This is a genomic window from Bradyrhizobium sp. SZCCHNS1050 (assembly GCF_032484785.1).
In the GTDB taxonomy this organism is placed as follows: domain Bacteria; phylum Pseudomonadota; class Alphaproteobacteria; order Rhizobiales; family Xanthobacteraceae; genus Bradyrhizobium.
Genome location: NZ_JAUETR010000003.1, coordinates 39173 through 58585, shown reverse-complemented (window position 1 = coordinate 58585; position 19413 = coordinate 39173). Strand labels below are relative to the sequence as shown.

General features: G+C 67.3%; 12 protein-coding genes. 2 read left to right on the top strand and 10 right to left on the bottom strand.

The window, feature by feature from the left end; all coding sequences use genetic code 11:
* Positions 1-673: 673 nt before the first annotated feature.
* The 7 genes from QX094_RS32285 to QX094_RS32255 form a co-directional block, all read right to left on the bottom strand.
* A complete protein-coding gene (locus QX094_RS32285; protein ID WP_316184435.1) occupies positions 674-943 on the bottom strand; it encodes a hypothetical protein in 270 nt (89 codons plus the stop codon).
* Complete coding sequence (locus QX094_RS32280) at positions 940-2070, bottom strand: PepSY-associated TM helix domain-containing protein (RefSeq protein ID WP_316184739.1); 1131 nt, start codon at positions 2068-2070, stop codon at positions 940-942. The genes QX094_RS32285 and QX094_RS32280 overlap by 4 nt, the downstream gene beginning before the upstream one ends.
* 340 nt (positions 2071-2410) lie before the next feature.
* Positions 2411-3862 carry an aldehyde dehydrogenase gene (locus QX094_RS32275; RefSeq protein WP_316164874.1) on the bottom strand — a complete coding sequence of 484 codons (1452 nt, stop codon included), beginning with the start codon at positions 3860-3862 and terminating at the stop codon, positions 2411-2413.
* 8 nt (positions 3863-3870) lie between these two features.
* Positions 3871-4620: an ABC transporter ATP-binding protein gene (locus QX094_RS32270; RefSeq protein ID WP_315717418.1), complete on the bottom strand. Its 750-nt coding sequence runs from the start codon at positions 4618-4620 to the stop codon at positions 3871-3873.
* Positions 4613-6280, bottom strand: coding sequence for a branched-chain amino acid ABC transporter ATP-binding protein/permease (locus QX094_RS32265; RefSeq protein WP_316188455.1), 1668 nt, complete (start codon positions 6278-6280; stop codon positions 4613-4615). Before QX094_RS32265 ends, QX094_RS32270 begins: the two co-directional genes overlap by 8 nt.
* Complete coding sequence (locus QX094_RS32260; protein WP_315752511.1) at positions 6277-7152, bottom strand: branched-chain amino acid ABC transporter permease; 876 nt, start codon at positions 7150-7152, stop codon at positions 6277-6279. Before QX094_RS32260 ends, QX094_RS32265 begins: the two co-directional genes overlap by 4 nt.
* 77 nt (positions 7153-7229) lie before the next feature.
* A complete protein-coding gene (locus QX094_RS32255) occupies positions 7230-8444 on the bottom strand; it encodes an amino acid ABC transporter substrate-binding protein (protein WP_316188454.1) in 1215 nt (404 codons plus the stop codon).
* A 162-nt stretch (positions 8445-8606) separates the two neighbouring features.
* On the opposite strand from QX094_RS32255, the gene QX094_RS32250 reads away from it, so the two are divergent.
* Together QX094_RS32250 and QX094_RS32245 are read left to right on the top strand one after the other, a co-directional pair.
* Entirely contained in the window at positions 8607-9557 is a 951-nt protein-coding gene (locus QX094_RS32250; protein ID WP_316188453.1) for a helix-turn-helix domain-containing protein, read from the top strand.
* Between the two features lie 1062 nt (positions 9558-10619).
* Positions 10620-13688, top strand: coding sequence for an ATP-binding protein (locus QX094_RS32245; RefSeq protein ID WP_315827768.1), 3069 nt, complete (start codon positions 10620-10622; stop codon positions 13686-13688).
* Between the two features lie 8 nt (positions 13689-13696).
* Here the strand turns inward: QX094_RS32245 and QX094_RS32240 are convergent, their stop codons facing one another.
* From QX094_RS32240 to QX094_RS32230, 3 genes are all read right to left on the bottom strand, one after another.
* Positions 13697-16816: an NAD(P)-binding protein gene (locus tag QX094_RS32240; protein ID WP_316184440.1), complete on the bottom strand. Its 3120-nt coding sequence runs from the start codon at positions 16814-16816 to the stop codon at positions 13697-13699.
* A gap of 357 nt (positions 16817-17173) precedes the next feature.
* Positions 17174-18553 carry an ATP-binding protein gene (locus tag QX094_RS32235; protein ID WP_315752601.1) on the bottom strand — a complete coding sequence of 460 codons (1380 nt, stop codon included), beginning with the start codon at positions 18551-18553 and terminating at the stop codon, positions 17174-17176.
* On the bottom strand, positions 18553-19275 hold the full coding sequence (locus QX094_RS32230; protein ID WP_316175882.1) for a response regulator transcription factor: 723 nt from the start codon (positions 19273-19275) through the stop codon (positions 18553-18555). The genes QX094_RS32235 and QX094_RS32230 overlap by 1 nt, the downstream gene beginning before the upstream one ends.
* Positions 19276-19413 lie beyond the last annotated feature (138 nt).

Sequence of the window (19413 nt, the reverse complement as noted above, 5' to 3'; positions counted from 1 at the left end):
GTCTTTATCCCAAATGCGACAGACCATCCTGACACCCCGATCATTCCAAGTTCCAACTCGGCTCGTCGGTGGTCCTAACACACAGGTATTTGAGGATGGCGCCGCGCGACGTAGAACTCGTCTAACGAGCGACAGCTTCGCCGAATCGATCGACTCAACAGATTGTCGCTACTACGAGATTCTTTTCCCTCCGCTTCTTTGAAGCCTTCAAAAGAAGCGCATGTCGCGGGGAAGAGCGATGCGATCGCGTCGGCTGATACAACTCACGACACCGATCGTCTCGAACTCATCGAAACAATTTCGATCAATCGTACGATGATAACTAATCACATTGCCACTTTTGAATCAATCTTTGCTTTCAAATGCGCCACATCTCCGCCGCGCCACGCGCAGATCGGAGAAGGCATCGAGACATTTGTATCTGCTTGTTTCCAGGCCGGAGCAACGCCGCTCGCGTCGGCGCTCGCTGCGCGAGACCGATCACGCGCCGCCGACGCAGCGTGCTGCCATCGCGATGACGCGTCGCGCGAGAGAAGACACGTAAGACAAGAGATGTGGGATCGTTGGCCGGCCGAGCGCATCAGGGTCATCGCGCCGAGCGCGTAGTCCAGCAGCGCGGATCGAGATCAATGATGCGGGCTATCTTCCGCCCACCGGCGGCGGACGTCAGCGCTCAGAGCGGCCTATCCTGCGTCCCGGCCCGAGCGCCTTGCGCTTCGGCCTTCGCGCCGCGGCTCCGTCTCGTCCCGTAGGCGAGCGACAGCAGAATCGGAATCGACAGCCCGAGCCAGCACAGGCCGTCCCAGAGCCCGTCGCCGAACAGTCCGAAGGCGAGCCCGGCTGCGGCAACCAGGCCGATCAGCAGCGGCGCACGAAACACCTGCCAGGTCGAGAGTTGCGCGACGCGGGCAGATGGCGTCGCCGATGCGGCCGAGGAGCTCATGGCGACACCACCGCAGGCGCTGCCGATGTCACGACGCCGGACACCTTCCTGCGGACGCCCCAGCGCTTGGCGGCCCACAGATAGAGTCCGCTGCACAGCACGACGATCGTGATGAGATCGAGAACGGCCCAGATGATCTTCAGCGGCAACCCGCCGTAGTCACCGAAATGCAGCGGCCGCGATACCTGCAATGCGGTGAGATACCAGGCGAGCTCGGGCGCGACCATCTTGCTGCTGTCCTGGGCATCGACCAGGACCGGCTTGAACATGCGCGCAGTAAACGGCGTGCGGCCCTTGGTCCAGATCATCAAATGCTGCGGGCTGCCGAACCGCGTCGTCGTCGGCAGGGTGATGGACGTCACCAGCCGGTCCGGAAACGCGGTGCGGACGGCGCCGACGGCGGCCTCGACCGATTTCGCTTCCGCCAGCGGCTTGCCCTGATAGGGCGCGAGCAGTGCCGGCATGGTCTTCGCGCGCCAAAGGTCGAACAGCGGCACCGCCAGCGTGTTGATGGTGCCGGTCAAGCCGACCGCGAGCGCCCAGCTCACCGTGACGATACCGAGCAGATTGTGCAGGTCGAGCCATTTGAGCCGCGCCGAGCGATCCCGCACCGTGCCGAACTGCAGGCGACGCATGAACGGCCAGTATACGACGACGCCCGAGACGATGGACGCTGCGAACACCAGTCCCATCAGTCCGAGAAAGAGCTCGCCCGGCAGGCCGGTGAACATGTCGCGGTGGATGCGCAGGATCACGTCCATGACGTCCTGATGCGGCGCTTCCTCGCCGAGAACGACGCCGGTGCGCGCATCCACGGTGAGCCGATGAAACTGCCCAGGCACCGGAATGGCGGTCGGCGACATCGCGACCACGATCAGCGGCTCCGCCTGCTTCAGGCTCACGAACAGCGCATGCTGCTCCGGCAATTGCTGCCTGGCCGCCGCGATCAGGCGGTCGAGCGGCAGCAGCGGCGTGTCGGCCGGCATCGCCGGCGCGGCGATCTCATCCTCGAAGAGATGATCGATCTCCTCATGGAAGATCAGCGGAAGCCCGGTCAGGCACAGCATCAGCAGAAAGATCATGCTGATCAGCGACGTCCACGTGTGAACCTGAACCCACAGCCGCATGCGCCCGAACCCACCCTTCGTCATCGACGTTGCACGTGATGAGCCGAACGTCCGGCAAGAGAAGGGCCGCAGCAAACTGAATCGATCTAAAGCCGTTGGAATTTCTTTAAGGTAGCGCGCCTGTCCGCCGCAACCAGCGGAGCTGCAACGTGAATTTCGATCGCACCTCGCACCGTCGGTGCTCACGGACGGCGCGTGTCGCCGCCGTGAGGGCGCGCGCCGAAGTCGCCCTTGCGCGATGCTCCGGATACATATGGAATCGCTTCCGCGTGGCCGCGCGGAATACGACCGGCTCTGGCTGCATCCGACGATGCGCCAGTGCCGGGCCGCAAACGCCGTCTCAGAATGGATAGTGCCGTTCGCCGGTCTGCACCGTGATCCAGCGCAGCTCGGTGAACTCGTCGATCGCGGCCTTGCCGCCGAAGCGGCCATAGCCCGAGGCCTTGACGCCGCCGAACGGCATCTGCGGCTCATCATGCACCGTCGGCGCGTTGACGTGGCAGATGCCGGACTCGATTCGCTTGGCGACAGCGAGCGCGCGGGCGATGTCGCGGCCGAACACCGCCGACGACAGGCCATATTCGGTGTCGTTGGCGACGCGCACGGCTTCGTCGACGCCGCTGACGCGCACGATGGTGACGACGGGACCGAAGCTCTCCTCGCCATAGATGCGCATCGCCGGCGTGACGTGATCGACGATGGTCGCGGGCATGATCGTCCCGCTGCCGCGGCCGCCGGCGGCCAACACGGCACCCTTGGCCACCGCGTCCTCGATCAGGCCGCCGACACGGTCGCAGGCGGCGGCGCTGACCAGCGAGCCCAGCACCACATCGCCCTTGCGCGGATCTCCGTAAGGCAGGCTGTTGGCCTTGGCCGCGAACTTTGCGACGAATTCATCCGCCACCTTGTCGTCGACCACGATGCGCTCGGTCGACATGCAGATCTGGCCCTGGTTCATGAAGGCGCCGAACGCGGCGGCATTCACCGCGGCGTCGAGATCGGCATCGTCGAGAATGACCAGCGGCGCCTTGCCGCCGAGCTCGAGCAGCGCGCGCTTCAATTGCCTGGCACAGGCCATGGCGATGAGACGGCCGACGCGGGTCGAGCCGGTGAAGTTGACGCGCCGGATCGCGGGATGGGCGATCAGCGCCTCGACCACGGCCTGCGCATCCTCGGGCGCGTTGGTCACGACATTGACGACGCCGTCACCGAGACCGCCTTCGGCCAGGCACGCGCCGATCAGCCGGTGCACCCCAGGGCTCATCTCCGAGGCCTTCAGCACCACGGTGTTGCCGCAGGCGAGCGGCATCGCCACCGAGCGGACACCGAGGATGACCGGCGCATTCCACGGCGCGATGCCGAGCACGACGCCGACCGGCTGGCGATGCGCCAGCGCAATGTTGTCGGGCACGTCGGTCGGGATCACCTCGCCCGCGATCTGCGTCGTCATCGCCGCGGCCTCGCGCAGCATGCCCTCGGCGAGATGCACGTTGAAGCCGGCCCAGCCCGCGGTGGCGCCGGTCTCGGCCATCATCAGCGCGATGAACTCCGGGGCGTTGCGCGCCAGCGCATCCGCAGCCGCATTGAGCCGCTTGCGGCGCTCGCCCGGGCCGAGCCGGGACCACGCCGGAAACGCCGCCGCGGCGGCATCGGCGGCGCGCAGCGCGTCGTCGATCGACGCCGCCGCAACGATGGTTGCGATCTCGCCGCTGATCGGATTGAGCCGCTGGAAGGTGCGCTGATTGGTGGCGGACTGGTCCTTGCCGCCAATCAGGAGATTGATCGCGTTCATGGGCGCTCCTAGGTCGATGGGGTTGTTGCGGTTGCGGAAGCCGGGGCGCGCGACTGGCCGAGATAGGCGCGCTGGATGTCGGGATTGTTCTTCATCTCGGGCGCCGGCCCCTCGCCGGCATTGCGTCCCTGCTCGATCAGGTAGACGCGGTCGGCGATGTCGAGGCTGGCGCGGGCGTTCTGCTCGACCATCAGGATGCCGACGCCGTCGCCGCGGATCGTCCTCAGCGCCCGGAACACCTCGCGGCTCAAGAGCGGCGACAGGCCGAGCGACGGCTCGTCGAGCAGCAGCAGGTCGGGCCGCGACATCAGCGCGCGGCCGATCGCGACCATCTGCTGCTCGCCGCCGCTCATGGTGCGCACCGCCTGCCCCATGCGCTCGGTGAGACGCGGAAACAGCGCGAGCACGTGCGCCAGCCGCGCGGCCTCGCCGTCGCGGGCGCGCGAAGGATAGGCGCCGAGCTGGAGGTTCTCGGCGACGGTGAGATCGCCGAACACGCCGCGGCCTTCTGGCACCAGCGCGATGCCGCGCTCGACGATCAGATGCGGCGCGAGCGAGCCGATGTCCGTCCCGCCGAGCCGGATCACGGCTCCGGGCGACGGCTGGATCAGTCCCGCGATCGCCTTCAGCAACGTCGACTTGCCGGCGCCATTGGCGCCGAGGATGGCGACGATCTCGCCGCGCGCGACCTCGAGCGCGACATCGGTGAGCGCCTGGTGCTTGCCATAGGCGTGCGACAGCCGCTTGATCTCAAGCATCGGGCTCTCCGAGATAGGCTGTGATCACCGCGGGATCGGCGAGCACCTCGTCCGGCGTGCCGCGCGCGATCACGACGCCCGCGCTCATGACCACGCAGCGGTCGCACAGCGCGCGGATCGCATCCATCACATGCTCGACCATCACGATGGTGATGCCGCGGTCGCGCAGCGAGGCGATCAGCCTGATGCCGGTCTCCAGCTCGGTCGGATTGAGCCCAGCCAGCCATTCGTCGAGCAGCACAAGCCGCGGATGCAGCGCCAGCGCGCGGGCGAGCTCCAGCCGCTTCTGGTCGATGTAAGTGAGATCGCCCGCCGGCATCTCCGCCATGCCATCGAGGCCGACCAGGGCGAGCAGCTCATGGATCGTTTCTGCGGCCGCACCGGTCTGGCGCATGCGGAACAACGCCGCCGCCGCGACATTCTCGGCAACCGTCAGGTCCGGCATCACCCGCACCAACTGGAAGGTGCGGGCAAGCCCGAGCCGCGCGATCCGGTGCGCCGCGAGGCCGCTGATGACGGTGCCGCCGAAGCGGATCGTGCCGGCCGAGGGCACGAGCGCGCCCGAGAGCATGTTGAGCAGCGTCGTCTTGCCGGAGCCGTTGGGGCCGATGACGCCGAGGATCTCGCCGGCGCGGACGTCCAGGCTGACCTTGTCGACGGCGCGCAGGCCGCCGAAGGATTTGCCGACGGTCTCGGCCGTGAGCAGCGTTCCGCCCTGCTCCGGTTTGGCGCCGACCACCTTGGGCTCGCGCCGCCAGACCCGATCGACCAACCCGATCACGCCCCTCGGCAGCACCATCACGATGCCGATGAAGATGAGGCCGAGCACGATGCTGAAATGGTTGGGCAGCGCGGCTGTCAGCACCTCGAACAGCAGCACAAGCGGGATGACGCCGAGCACCGGGCCGATCAGCGAGCCGGCACCGCCGAGCAGCGCCATGATCACGACCTGGAACGAGATCATCGGGTTGAACGCGATCGCCGGATCGATATAGGTCCAGCGCGGCGCCATGATCGCGCCGGTCACCGACATGAACACCGCGCTGAGGATGAAGACCCCGAGCTTCACCGCGGTCGCATCGATGCCGGAATGGCGCGCGGCGGTCTCGTCGGCGCCGATCGCGCGCAGCGCGAGGCCATAGCGCGAGCGCGTCAGCAGAAAGCCGGCGAGGAAGACCAGCGCCGTCAGCGCGCAGAGTTGCCAGTACAGCATCTCCTGGGTGATGTCGCTGAACAGATAGCGGCCGACCGATTTGTGGATGTTGACCTCGTACCAGATCACGAGCTGGCGGATCAGCTCGGCCAGGCCGAACGAGAAGATGATGAAGTAGATGCCGGACAGCCGCAGCGTCGACAGGCCGGTGATGGCCGCGACGACAGCGCCGACACCCGCAGCGGTCATCAGTTGCAGCGGCCAGCTCAGCGTCTCGCCGGTCACCGCCGCCGTATAGGCGCCGATGCCGAAGAACGCAGCCGTCGCCAGCGAGACGTAGCGGGTCGGCCCGGAGAACATGGCCCAGGCGGTTGCCAGCACGGTGAAATAGAGAATGCTGATGCCGAGCGCGAGATAGTAGCCGTTGGCATAGAGCGGCAGCGTGACCGCCGCGGCAACGCCGACGAGCCCGATGCACCAGGCGAGAATCTTGCCGGGGCTGATCACGACGCCGCCTTTCCGAACAGTCCGGTCGGCCGGATCAGCAGCACGGCGAGAAACATCGCAAACGTCGCGGCCAAGGTCAGCCCGGGATCGACCAGCCGCGCCACCGCGGTCTCGACGACGCCGAGCAGCAGCCCTGCGGCGAGCGCGCCCATGACGTTGCCGACGCCCCCCATGATCACGACCACCAGCGCCTTCATCGTGAATACGACGCCCATCGAGGCGTTGAAGGTGAGGAACATGCTGACGAGCACGCCGCCGGCCGCGACCAGGCCGCCGCCGAACGCAAACGCCAGTCCTGCGAGCCAAGCGACATCGATGCCGACCAGCCGCGCGGCATTGGCATCGACCGCGACGGCGCGCACGGCCGTGCCGATCCTTGTCCGCGTCAGCGCGAGATAGACGCCGGTGCCGATCAGTGCGGCGAAACCAAGCGCGACCAGCCGGTTCACCGCGAGCGTCGAGCCGAGCACTGTCACGGGAATGGAGAGATAGCTGTAGCTGTAATACTGCCCGCCGAAAGCGACCAGCATGATGCCCTGGATCACGAACAGCACGCCGAAGGTGACGAGTATGCTGTCGACCTCCTGGGCGCCGGCGTCCTTGCCGCGGCGGATCAGGCGCTGCAGCAACAGCCTGTAGAGCAGCCAGTTCAGCAGTCCCGCGGCGGGCATCGCGAGCAGCAGCGCCAGCAGCGGACTCAGTTGAAGCCCGGAATAGAGCGACAGCGTGCCGAACGCGGCCGCGACCAGCGACTCGCCATAGGACAGGTTCATGATGCGCGCCACGCCATATTGCAGCGTCAGGCCGAGCGCGATCAGGGCATACATGCCCCCCAGCACCAGACCGGGCAGCAGGATGTCGAACAGCAGCATGGGATGGTGCCTCTTGCGCGAGGCCCGCGGACGCGCGCGCCTTGACGCGCGTCCGCAAGCTCACGACCTCGTTCCGGCTATTTCCACTCGGGCTTCGGCACGACCGCGGCGCGTGCGCCGGGCAGCGAGGCCGGCGCCACGGCATAGAACTCGCCGTTCTGCCACTGGCCGACGCTCCAGACCTCCTGCAGCAGGCCGTCCTTCAGCTTCACCTTGCCGATGATGGTGTCGAAAGAGCCCTCGCGGATCTCCTTGGCGACCGCGGCACGGTCGACCTTGCCGACCTTCTCGATCGCCTGCTGCAGCACCTGCAGGCTGGCATAGGTGATCGGGCTCGCCCAGCGATCCGGCTCCTGCCCGGTCGCCGCCATGTGGCGGGCGAGATAGTCCTTGAGCGCGGGCGAGTCGGCGTTCCAGCCGCCGATGCCCATCACGCCGTCGCTGCCTGCGCCGAACTTGCCCTTGAACAGCGGGAACGCCGTGCCGACGCCGACATAGAAGACCTTCGGATTGTACTTGAGCAGTTGCGCCTGCTCGGTCAGCCCGATCGTATCCGGCGGATAGCTGAAGGCGACGAAGGCATCGGCTTTGCTCGCGATCGCATCCTTGAGCAGCGGCTGCAGGTCCTGCGAGCCCATCGGATAGGTCTTGTCGTAGGCGACGGTCAGTCCGGCCTTCTTGAAAGCCTCGCGCCCGGCGGCGGCCAGCTCGATGCCGAACTGGTCGGCCACGCTGACCATCGCGACGGTGCCGCCGATCTTGCCTTCGCTCTTCAGCTTGCCGAGCAGTTCGGCGAGCCCATTGGAGATCTGCGCCGACGTGCCGAGCCAGAAGGTGGCATTGGCCCAGCGCTTGGCGAGTTCTGGCGCCTTGTCGGTCACCGACGTCACCGCGAGATGCGGATAGCCGAGCCGGTTCAAGGTCGGACCGACCGCAAGGTTGAGACCGGTGCCCCAGGGCGGCAGGATGAAGTCGACCTTGTCCTGGTTGGCGAGGCGCTCGATCGCCTTCACCGCCTCTTCCGACGAGCTGCGGTCGTCATATTCGACGATCTCGATCGGCAGCCGCTTGTCGCCGAGCTTGATGCCACCGGCCGCGTTCACGTCCTTCACCCAGAGCTGATAGTTGGGCAGCGTCGTGATGCCGGCGCCGCCGGCATAGGGGCCGGTCTTCGAGATCGCATAACCGATGCGGATCTTGTCCTGCTGGGCCTGGGCGGCCGATACGGCAAAGCCGGCTGCGATCGCCGCCCCCGCGATCCGCAACACCTGACGACGGTTGGTCGAAGTCATCTCTCTGTCCTCCTCCCATGTTCACGCGCGCGGACCGCGCGGGTGAATCGGTGACGTTCCTCTGCCCCGGCGTCGTCCGCGGTTTTTTGTTTGCGGTCGTCGGGACTTGACGAGGGAAACACCGCAGGCTTGGGTGGCGCAATGGACAGTTCCGGTAAAAGAGTGCACTTTTCTGGGGCGACGACCGCGCGTAATGCCGCGCCTCGAACGCTGCCGCCGGCGGCCCGTGCCACCCCGGCAGCGCTCGGGGCCGAAGCCATTCCCTCGCATTTCGAGGCACGGCGCTGGGCCCTGCGCTCGGATGCCGCGCGGCCGTTCGTCCACCTGCTCTGCCTGACCGCCGGAACGGCCTCGGTGCGCTTCGCCGAAGACGAAATCCAGATCTGGGCCGGTGCGGCGCTGGTCTGGGTACCGGCGGGAGGGGCCGAGCATCTCGACGTCGCGGCAGGTTCCGCCGGGCATCTCCTGCGGCTGCGCTCCGGGCTCTGGCACCGCCACCTGCCCTCCTCGGCCGAGCCCGCCTATCTCGACCTCGCAGGCACCGAGGCCGTCCTGGCCTTCTCCGTCACGGCTGAGTTCGCCGCGGTCATCGCGCGCTCGATGGCGGCGATTGCAGCGGAGATCGAAAATCCCTCACGGCGCGGCGCGGCCTCGATCATGTCATCGGAGCTGACCCTGTGCGTGCTGCGCTTCTGGCGGCTGTTTGCCGACGAGAGCGCCGGCGAGGCACAAGGCTCCAGCGCCGAGATCCTGAGCCGCTTTCGCCGGCTCGTCGAGGAACGCTTGCATCAGCAGTTGCGGGTCGCCGACTATGCTGCGTTGCTCGGCGTCACGCCGGATCGCCTGCACGCGCTGTGCACCCGGGTGCTGCAACGGTCACCGAGCGCGCTGATTCAGCAGCGCGTCATTCAGGAGGCGGCGACCCGGCTCGAAACCACCACCGCGACGATCAAGCAGATCGCCTTCGCGCTCGGCTTCAAGGACAGCGCCTATTTCAACCGCTTCTTCGTCAGGCACACCGGTCAATCACCGGGCGCCTGGCGCAAGGGTGTTTCGTCGCAGCGGACCAAAGGCCAGTCACGGACCATGCTCAACTTCGCCGACTGGCCGTGACGGCGCGGCGCAGCCAAATGCCTCGGTCGTCCTCTTTGTCAGTCCAGGACGACGTGTCAGCGTCGGACCAGCAAATCCCGAGTTCGCACGGGCGGCGCAACCCTGGATGCTCAATGCGCCGGGAAACTGATTTCCGCTGCGCGATCAAGCTGATTTGGCCTGTCCAGTCCCCGCGCCGAAAATATTTCTCTTTCGTTTTTTCGGAAATCATGGTTCTATTCCCGCATCCCGTCTCGAGATGAGGGGCGTATCGCGGTCGTCACGAGACGCGAGGCGGGGAGCGGTGGGCGTGGTGGATTGCAGCGCGGGTTGCTCGCGCCGACGAACAATTCGCCACGCACGGTCAAGTCGCGCGGTCCTGATATCCCGATGCTGATATCAACTCACGTTGAGGCTTCGCTTCGCGTGGGGATGGTGGCCAGAAAGCCCGGCGCACCAGGGAGAACGCGAAGCAGCCGTTAAAGCCATCGCGCAGGGAGGGCCGGGTTTCCGGCTGACCTGTGGTACCTGCCGCCTGCATTTTTTTCGCAGGCGGGCCACGGGCCTCAGTCGAGGTCCGGCTCTCCCTGCGCCCTCACGCTTCGCGAGGGCTTCACGATGCATCACCCGGACGGGTCGCCCGCCGCGGGATGGCGCGATCACGCGCGCCTGTCCGCAGGGGAGGCAACCTGATGTTTCACATTGATGTCAAATCGTCGCAGGCTTGAACGGTCCCGCCAGCATCGAGGACACCCGGGGGAGCCGTCCGATATCGTCCCCGCTCCCCGGAGCCATCGCGAGTATGGCGGCACCGTTGCTACCCTGCCACGAATGCGCTATGAGTTGAGTATGATCAGCCGGTCCTGGTCGCACGCGAAATGCCAGTACCGCAAACCGATGCTTCGCGCTCGGCGCGCGACGTCGGTCGATACGGGCGCCGCGATCGCGCCCGCATCGCCAGCTCCGCGCTTCGCGCTCATTCGCATTCCGTAGCCGTGTCCGGGAGCCCGAACGCAGATGGATTGTGAAACCTGTGGCCGGCCCAATCCACCGGGCTCGGATGTCTGCGGCGGGTGTGGCGGGGTGTTGCGACAACCGTCATCCGATACGACGACGAGTTCGCGCCTGCTCGGCATGCATCGCGCCGAGCGGCGGCAGGTGACGGCGCTGATCTGCGATCTCGTCGGCTCCGTCTCGCTCACCGTCAGGCTCGATCCGGAAGATATGACCAGCGTCATCGACGCCTTCCTGACGACCTGCGAAAACGTCATCGGCCGGCATGGCGGCGCCATCACGCAATATGCCGGCGACGGCGTGCTCGCTTATTTCGGCTATCCGCGTGCGGGGGAAGACGATGCGGCCACCGCGATCCGCGCCGCCATCGCGCTGCGCGACGCCGTCGGCCGGCTCGATGCCCCGCAAGGCCAGCCACTGCGTCTGCGCATCGGCATTGCCACCGGCCTCGTCGTGGTCAGCGACCTCATGCCCCGCGCCGACGGCCGCCCGGTCGACATCGTCGGCGAGACGCCGAATCTCGCGGCGCGGCTGCAATCGATCGCCGCCCCCGACAGCATCGTCGTGGCCCGGACGACCGAGCGCATCGCGCGCGGCATGTTCGACTTCCGCGATCTCGGCACGTTCGCGCTGAAGGGCTTCGCCGCACCGGTCGAGGCGTTCGAGGTGCTGGAAGAAGCCGCCGTCGCGAGCCGTTTCCACGCCCGCATCCGCGGCGAAAGCTCCCCCCTGGTCGGGCGCGACCAGGAGCTGGCGCGTCTGTTCGATTGCTGGGCGGCGGCGCGGTTCGGCAGCGGACAGGTGGTGCTGCTCCATGGCGAGCCGGGCATCGGCAAGTCGCGGCTGGTCGAGGAGCTGCGGCGGCGCGTGGCCGACGTCTCCCAGCTGCAGATGATCTGGCACTGCAGCCCCACCCGTTGTGACAGCGTGCTGTATCCGATCTCGGAACAGCTCGCGCTCATCGCCGGCTTCGACCGCACCGACGGCGCGGCGACGCGCCGCGACAAGCTCGATCGCTTCATGAACGCGCACGGCGTCACCGACACCACCGCGCGCGCCGTGCTCGCCGACGTCCTTGGCGTCGCGCCCGAACCGGACAATCCGCTGCAGACGATGACCGTCGAGAAGCGCTCGGAGGTCACGCGGGAGACGCTGCTCCGGCTGATCGACATGATGGTGCCGACCGGGCCTGCGCTGCTGGTGCTGGAAGACGCGCATTGGAGCGACACGACCACGCTCGAGCTGCTCGATCGGGCGATCCAGCGCGCCGCGCAACGCCGCTGGCTGATCGTGGTCACGGCCCGGCTCGAATATGAGCCGCCCTGGGCCGCGAGCCCGAAGGTCACGCGGCTCCCGCTCGGGCGATTGAGTCACGGCGACGCCGAGCGGATCTGCACCCATGTGGCCGCCTCGGCCGCGCTGCCGGCAGCGACGCTACGCCAGATCGTCAACCGGGGCGAAGGCATTCCGCTGTTCCTGGAAGAGCTGGCGAAGTACGTCGTCGAAGCCTCCGCGGCGCCCGCACGGGACGGCCATGCGAGCGTGGCCATTCCTGCCTCGCTGCAGGACTCCCTGGTTGCGCGGCTCGACCGGTTGGGGCCGGCACGCCGGATTGCCAATCTCGGTGCCGCCATCGGCCGCCGCTTCAGCTACGATCTGTTGTCGGCCATCGTGGCGGAGCCCGAAGCCAGGCTCGGCGAGAGCCTGGATCAGCTCGTCAAGTCCGGCCTCGTGGAGAGCAGCGGCGCACCGCCCGACAGCCTCTACACGTTCAAGCACGCGTTGATCCGCGACGCCGCCTACGAGTCCCTGCTCCGGCGCGAACGCCAGACATTGCACGGCAGGATCGCCGCGGTGCTGCGCGATCGCTTTCCCGAGACGCGGGACACCGAGCCGGAGTTGCTGGCCTACCATTTCACCGAGAGTGGCGCGATCGCCGAAGCCATCCCGCTATGGGCGGACGCGGGCCGGCGTGCCGCCTCGCGCGCCGCGCATGTCGAAGCGGCGCGACATCTGCAAACGGCGCTCGACCTGCTGCGTCATCAATCCGCCGACGGCGAGCGCGCCGACTTGGAGCTCGAGCTCCTGATCGGGCTTGCCGTCAGCCTCGCCGCCTCGCGCGGCTACACCGTGCCCGAGGTCGGCAAGGCGCTGTCCGAGGCACGGGCGATTTGCGACGCACTCGGCAACACCGCCGGCCTGTTCGCCGTGCTGCGCGGCATCTGCAGTTTCCTGATCATCGCGGGCGATCTCGATGGTGCCGAGGAGATGGCGCATCTGTGCCTGGGAATCGGCGAGCAGACCGGCCTTCCCGAGCATCGCATCGAGAGCGGCGTTGCGTTGGGCTACATTCTCTTCGCCAGAGGCGACCTCCCCGCCGCGCGCCGGCTGCTGGCCGCCGCGGTGCAGCTCTATCAGGCATCGGACGGCGCGCGGCTGCCGCAACTGTCCTCTCAGGATCCGCTGGTCGCCGGCCAGGCCTCGCTGCTGCAGGTGCTGCATGCGATGGGCGACGATGCCGGCGCGGCCGCCGTCGCCAGCGATCTCATCGCACATGCGCGCCGGCTCGGACGTCCGTTCGACCTCGCCTGGGCGCTGTCGTGGCTCGCCTTCTATCAGCTCGCACGCGGCGACTACGAGGATGTCCTCCTCGCCACCGAGGAGGCCCTGCGCATCTGCCGTGACCATGGCTATCCGCTCTATCAGCTGGTGGCGGGCAGCCTGCAGGCGCATGCCCGCGGCCATCTCGGCAGGACTCCAGACGAGGCGCTGGCGGCGGCATCTGAGGCGTTGCCGGCGTTCCAGACGCTCGGCATGATGCATTTCTCCTGCTTCTATCTCGGCGAGGTCGCCGGTCTGCAACTGATCGTCGGCAAGACGGCCGAAGCGATGCAGACGATCGACGCGGCGATCGACGCCGCGCGGCGCTATGGCGACGGCTATTTCCTGTCGCCGCTGCATCGGCGGCGCGCCGAGATCCTGGCCGCCCTCCCCGACACCGCACCGGGCCAGGTGACGGCCGCGCTACGCGAGGCCGTCGCGGTCGCCGAGGCGCAGGGCGCGTCGGCGTTCCTGCGCCGCGCGGCGGCGCGGCTCGCCGCCATCGACGATGACGCGCCGAGGCGACAATCGGCGTGACGACCTGCTCAGGCCATGGGGCAGGCCCTGGCGACGGTGAAATCGATCTCGGCCCAGATGCGCGTGGTCGCGGTCAGGACGAGCTTGCCGTCGACGGGCGTGCCGAGCCCGAGATCGCGAATGAACGGCAGGCTATCGAGCGCGCTCATCTCGATCGACCAGTTGCCCGACTGCAATTGCCAGCTGCGCAGCCCCGTCAGGTCGAGCGCGCCGTTCAACAGCGTCTTGTAGCTCGCCGCGGTGAGACTGTCCGCCGACCGCGCCTGCTTGAGATAGAACACGGGGATCGGCAGGCCCCAGACGCCGCCCAGGAACGACGCCATGCCCGGCCCGGTCGTGAGCTGCTTCATTCGCTCTTGGTCGGCCCCGGCACAGAGCTGCCGGAATGCATCCGCCGGAGAGCCCGCCGCGGTGGGGGTCGATCCCGCCGTGCCTTCGATTCGGATGATGCGCTGCTGGGAGGCATGGGCCTCCGGCCCGTAGCAGGCAATCGCCAGTCCCGAGACGTCGAACGGATCGTTCGATGGCGCGCTGCCGGGCTGGGCGATCGTCGCGTGATATTTGGGAAAGCCCCAGACCTCCTGCCCCGCAACGACCGACCAGGCATTGTCGACGAACAGATAGGCCGGCACGAAGCCGATCGTTTTCGGCAGCACCGCGCCGCGCTCATAGCTGCCGACCAGGAGCCACAGCCCGACATCGGTCTCGGACATGGTGCCCTGCTCCGCGAACGGCGGCGTGGCCGCCTGGCTCTTGCGCACCTGGATGACGTTGACGAAGGCCATGTCCAGCATCACGCGGAACTGGTCGCGGCCCGCGACGCGGTTGAAGGAGCGGTCGAGGAATCGCTGGCAGGCGCCGAGGTCGGCCGGCACGGCGAAGCCGTAAAAGGTGGAGTCGTTGCAGATATAGGGCGCTGGCGGAAGCGTGATCCATCCGGCGTAGTTGACGTAGGCGTTGGTGATGTACGGCTCGGGGCTGGTCGAGACGATCGGAATGTAGACGCCGGACAGCGCCGAGGCGGCGGCAAGGCCGGACATCGCCGCGACCTCCACGCATCCGGCGTTGATCTCGGGCACACGGGTCCAGTCGCCGGCGAGGAAGAGATTGTCGTAGCCGGACTTGCCGGGCTCCATGCGATGCCGCAGCGTGCCCGGCAGGCTCAGCACATAGCGCTCGCTCGGATTGATGTTGGCACGCCAGAACTGGAAGTCGAGCCGCGCCGATCCGCTGATGTCGCTCGGCGCGTGCAGGAGATCCCAGCGGAACGTGCTGCCGCTGCCGATGTTGGTCCACAGCGTATCGAGCCAGGACGTCATCCAGTCCTTGGATGCGTTCTTCACATAGTCCGCGGCAAGCTGCTCGTCGTTCGGCGCGCTGTCGTCACTCATGATGGCGCAGTAATAAGCGATCGAACGTGGCCCCGGCGCCGGCCAGTCCTCGGCCGGCAGCAATTGCGACATGTCGGAATAGGTGTCGAGCGGCGGCTTGCAGGTGGTGACGATCGGTCCCATCGTCTCGAGCGACGGTCCAGGCGCCACATAGGGACCTCCGAGATCTCCGACCGCGCAGTCGAGCCAGAGCTGCAGCGCCATCGTGCGCACGGTGGGGAGATTGCCGACCATGTCGGCCCAGGCCGGCTTCTGCTGCATCAATGGCCGGCAGATCTCATCGAGCGCGCCGACCGAGATGCCGAGGACCACCTGGTCGAAATCCTCGCCGAGCTGCAGGCTGAGCCGGGCCGCCGGGGGCGGCTGCGGCGGGTTGGGGGGACCATAGGCGTTCTCGAAATTGTAGCCCTTCAGCGCGTAGTACTCGCCATTCTCGATCTCCTGCCATTTGGGCTCGGACGGCCAGCACCAGTAGTCCTTCACCAGGACCAGCGGATCATATCTGCCATCGACGAACTCGACCTGCTTGTCGATGTGGATGGTCGCGATGTTGCTGCCGTCCTCGGTCGGCTCGAGACTCGTGACCTTGTGAAAGAACTTGAAGTTCACGCCGCGCCGCGCCAGGAGCTGGTAGATCGGCGTGCAGATCGTATCCCCCATTCCAACGACGGATTTATAGAAGAACGCCCCCTTGTAGGTGAAGAACAGCCGCAGCAGTCCCTGAACGGCCGAGCAGGCCGACACCTGCTGCTGCGACGGCTCGCGGGAGCCGTTGCGAAAGGCGAAGATGTATTCATAGAGAGCGGTCACGATGGCGTTGTTGGCGGCCTCTTCATCCTGCTGCGCCAGAAAGCTGCGGAATTCGTATCTGTCGAGAACCTCCAGCCCGTCCGTCAGGCAGTCGTTCTCGATGATGCCGAGCAGCATGCAGATGCCAAGATTGGCGAGGATCAACAGCCGGCGCAGGCCTTCCTCGAGGCCGTCGATCGTCTGGTGCTCCTTGACGATGCCGCGGAACGCATGGAGCAGCGCCGCCATGTCGCCCTGGGCATCGCGGCGGATCGCTTCGACGTCACTGTGCAGCTTCTCGCCGACGCGGTGGGCCAGCAGCAGCAGCGGATGGCCCTTGCCATCAGGCGAGACGGCCGCCAGCCGGGCCCGCCGCTCGGCGGGCATGGCGGCGATCGCCTTCGCCAGTTCGGCATTCTGGTCGCCCGGCCAGTCCTCGAGATAGTAGTTCAGGTTGAAGATGATGCTCGCGATGGTCCGCAGCAGCAGGGTCGAGAGCGGTGGCACGATGTTGTCGGCGGGCGCCCACAGGCTATCCCTGCCGGGATAGACCGATTCATCGACATCCGGCTGAAACCAGAACGGCCAGGGCAGCCATTGGCCGTCGGTATACTCGGCGTAGAAGATCTCGTTCTGCCGCTTGAACGCATCATCGATCGTCCTGATCGGATCGCTCGGCGGTGCATCGAGTGCCTTCAGCGCGGCACGCAGGATGGTGAAGGCATTCTCGTAGAAGCCGGCCCAGATATGCAGTCCGTGCTCCTCGATGCGCTGGCCCTGCTTGGCGTTGCGTCCGCTGGCGGTCTTGCCCCCGAGACGCCAACCGAGCTGATAGAGAGTGATCTCGTAGCGCTCGCCGCGCGGATCGATCTCGCTCAAGGCGAAGGCCGCGCTCAACGCGCCGATGCCGCCGCCCAATATCGCCACGCGGGTCTTTGTTGCTGCCATGTCGATGATCCCCTGACCTCGGACGTTCTCGCCCGGGCGAGCCGGAACGACGTCGTCCATCGGCGCACGGGTCCGCGATCCGCGCGGCCCGTGCGGTTGAATGACATTCGGTACTATGGGTTTACAAAATCGGCGCCACGCCCAGTTCAATCCGCGTGGCGATGGAATGAGGATGCATCGAATACCTATCACAATCTCCACGCGATCATCAAGCGGGCGCATCGTCGACATCGCGTCAGGCGAAGACGAGGCCGCCGCATCGTTCCCACCGGCTACGTCGTCGTCTCAACTTTTACGAGAAGAACGACGGGCTGCCACCGCTTAAAGACAGCGCCCCGATCGCGACGCTGCCGTCGATCACGTCAGATCGGAATGCACGTCGCCGGGCCCGTCGAGAAACAGCGGCAGCCGCACGACGATGCGGGCGCCGCGCGGCGCGTCGGTGATCGCGATGCTGCCGCGATGGGCCTCCACCAGCGTCCGCACCACCGCCAGTCCGAGCCCGGCTCCGCCGGTGCCGCGATTGCGCGACGTGTCCAGGCGCGTGAACGGCTCCAGCATGGCCTTGCGCTGGTCGCGGGGAATCCCCGGCCCTTCGTCGTCGACCGTCAGCACGGCGTGCTCCGGCTGGCGTTGCAGCGAGACATGCGCCGCCTCGCCATATTTGAGCGCGTTGTCGATGATGTTGGCGACGATACGACGCAGCGCGACGCGGTCGCCCAGCATCAGCTGCTCGCGCCCGTCGCCTGCATGGTCGAAGCGCACCCGCGCCTGATGCGCGCGGCGATCCTCGACCTCCGCGCGCACCAGTTCGTCGAAGGCAACGAGCTCCTGCGGCAGTTCGCCGGCACCCGCCCGGCTCGCAAGCAGCGCGTCGTCGAGCAGGCGGATCATGTCGGAGATATCGATCACGGCGCGCTGCCGCTCGGCGTCATCCGGGATCTGGTCGACGCGCAGCCGCAGCCGCGTGGCAAAGGTGCGAACGTCGTGAGCAATGCCGCCGACCAGCGCCATGCGCGCCTGCATCAGATCGGCAAGCCGGTCCTGCAGTCGCCCGAACGCCGTCACCACGGCGCGAACCTCGGGCGCATTGCGGCGAACGTCCGGCAGCGGCACCGCCGCCCCGCCGGGGTCGACCCGGTCGACGGCGGCCGCCAAGCGCGCCAGCGGCCGCGTCTCACGCTGCATGATCAGGAGCGCAAACAGCGCGACCAGCGTACCGAACAGGCCCGCGCCGAAGCCGATCGGCAGCCCCTGCTGGGTCAGCACCAGCGACGCGCGCGAGTCCACGACGAGAACATCGCCGCCGTTCAGGCCAATGCGAAACTCCAGGGCATTCTGCGGCGTCCGCGCGAGCCTGGGCAACCACCGTCCCTCCGGCTCCGGCACGAAGGTGATTGTCAGCGGGCGCGCACCGAGCGCACCGGCATAGGCGTCGCGCAATCCGGACCGGACCGGCGCGGGCTCGGTGCGCGGAAGGCGGACCGCCGCGTCGGGTCCGACCAGCCGGACCTCGAAGCGGTCAGAGGACACGGCATCGACGACCCTGCCCCGCTCAGCCCCGGGTGTTCGTTCGATCAGTTCGGCGAGCGCGGCCAGCCGCGTCGGCGGCGGCGTCGCGCCTTCGAGGTCCGCGGTCCGGGCGCGGTAGAATCGCGCCAGGGTGACGATCCAGATCGCGAGCAGACCAATGATGACGATGAGGCCGATACGCATCGCAAGCGTCAGCCGCATCATCACGCCACCGGCCTCACCGTCGCCGTGAACAGGTATCCGCCGTTGCGGACGGTGGTGATCAGGTTCGTTCCCGGGCTTGCGGCATCGAGCTTGCGCCGCAGCCGCGAGATCAGCATGTCGACGGTGCGGTCGAACGGCTCGGCGGAGCGGCCGCGCGTCCAGTCCAGGATCTGGTCGCGGCTCAACACCCGCCGTGGCCGCTGCACGAAGCAGGCGAGCAGGTCGAACTCCGCCGAGGTCAGCTGGACCGGCGCGGCCTGCGCATCCACGATCTCGATGCTGCGGGCATCGACGTCGAGTACGAACCGGTCGAAACCGAAACGCCGGCTCGCGTCACGCGGTGGGCTCGCCTGGGTGCGCCGCAGCAGCGCCCGAACGCGGGCCAATAGCTCGCGCGGCCCGAACGGCTTGACCATGTAATCATCGGCGCCGAGCTCCAGCCCGACCACGCGATCGATCTCGTCGCTCTTGGCCGACAGCATCAGGATGGGAATGTCGTCGCTCTGCCGCAGCCGGCGGCAGATCGAAAGCCCGTCCTCTCCCGGCAGCATCAGGTCGAGAATGATGAGATCGGGCCGCAGCCGCCGCAGCACGGCATCCATCGCCGGCGCCGTGGCGGCGACCTCGATCTCGAACCCTTCCCGGCGCATGAAATCGCTGACGAGCCGGCTGATCTCCGGGTCGTCCTCCACCATCAAAAGCGTGGCCGCAGGCATGCTCATCGCCAGGACTGATGCCCAAAACCCGTAGCTTGGCAATGGGCCGGGAGCGACTGTTACAAGCCGTTACGCGGCAGCTAAATACCGGTATGCGGCCGACCGCGGCGCCGGCATTGGCCGGCCGAGAAGGCCGCCGCAGGC

Coding starts and splice junctions, on each gene's coding strand:
- QX094_RS32260 (WP_315752511.1), bottom strand. CDS start 7,152: ATGCTGCTGTTCGACATCCTGCTGCCCGGTCTGGTGCTGGGGGGCATG.
- QX094_RS32255 (WP_316188454.1), bottom strand. CDS start 8,444: ATGACTTCGACCAACCGTCGTCAGGTGTTGCGGATCGCGGGGGCGGCG.
- QX094_RS32285 (WP_316184435.1), bottom strand. CDS start 943: ATGAGCTCCTCGGCCGCATCGGCGACGCCATCTGCCCGCGTCGCGCAA.
- QX094_RS32275 (WP_316164874.1), bottom strand. CDS start 3,862: ATGAACGCGATCAATCTCCTGATTGGCGGCAAGGACCAGTCCGCCACC.
- QX094_RS32235 (WP_315752601.1), bottom strand. CDS start 18,553: ATGATGCGGCTGACGCTTGCGATGCGTATCGGCCTCATCGTCATCATT.
- QX094_RS32270 (WP_315717418.1), bottom strand. CDS start 4,620: ATGCTTGAGATCAAGCGGCTGTCGCACGCCTATGGCAAGCACCAGGCG.
- QX094_RS32280 (WP_316184739.1), bottom strand. CDS start 2,070: ATGCGGCTGTGGGTTCAGGTTCACACGTGGACGTCGCTGATCAGCATG.
- QX094_RS32240 (WP_316184440.1), bottom strand. CDS start 16,816: ATGGCAGCAACAAAGACCCGCGTGGCGATATTGGGCGGCGGCATCGGC.
- QX094_RS32230 (WP_316175882.1), bottom strand. CDS start 19,275: ATGAGCATGCCTGCGGCCACGCTTTTGATGGTGGAGGACGACCCGGAG.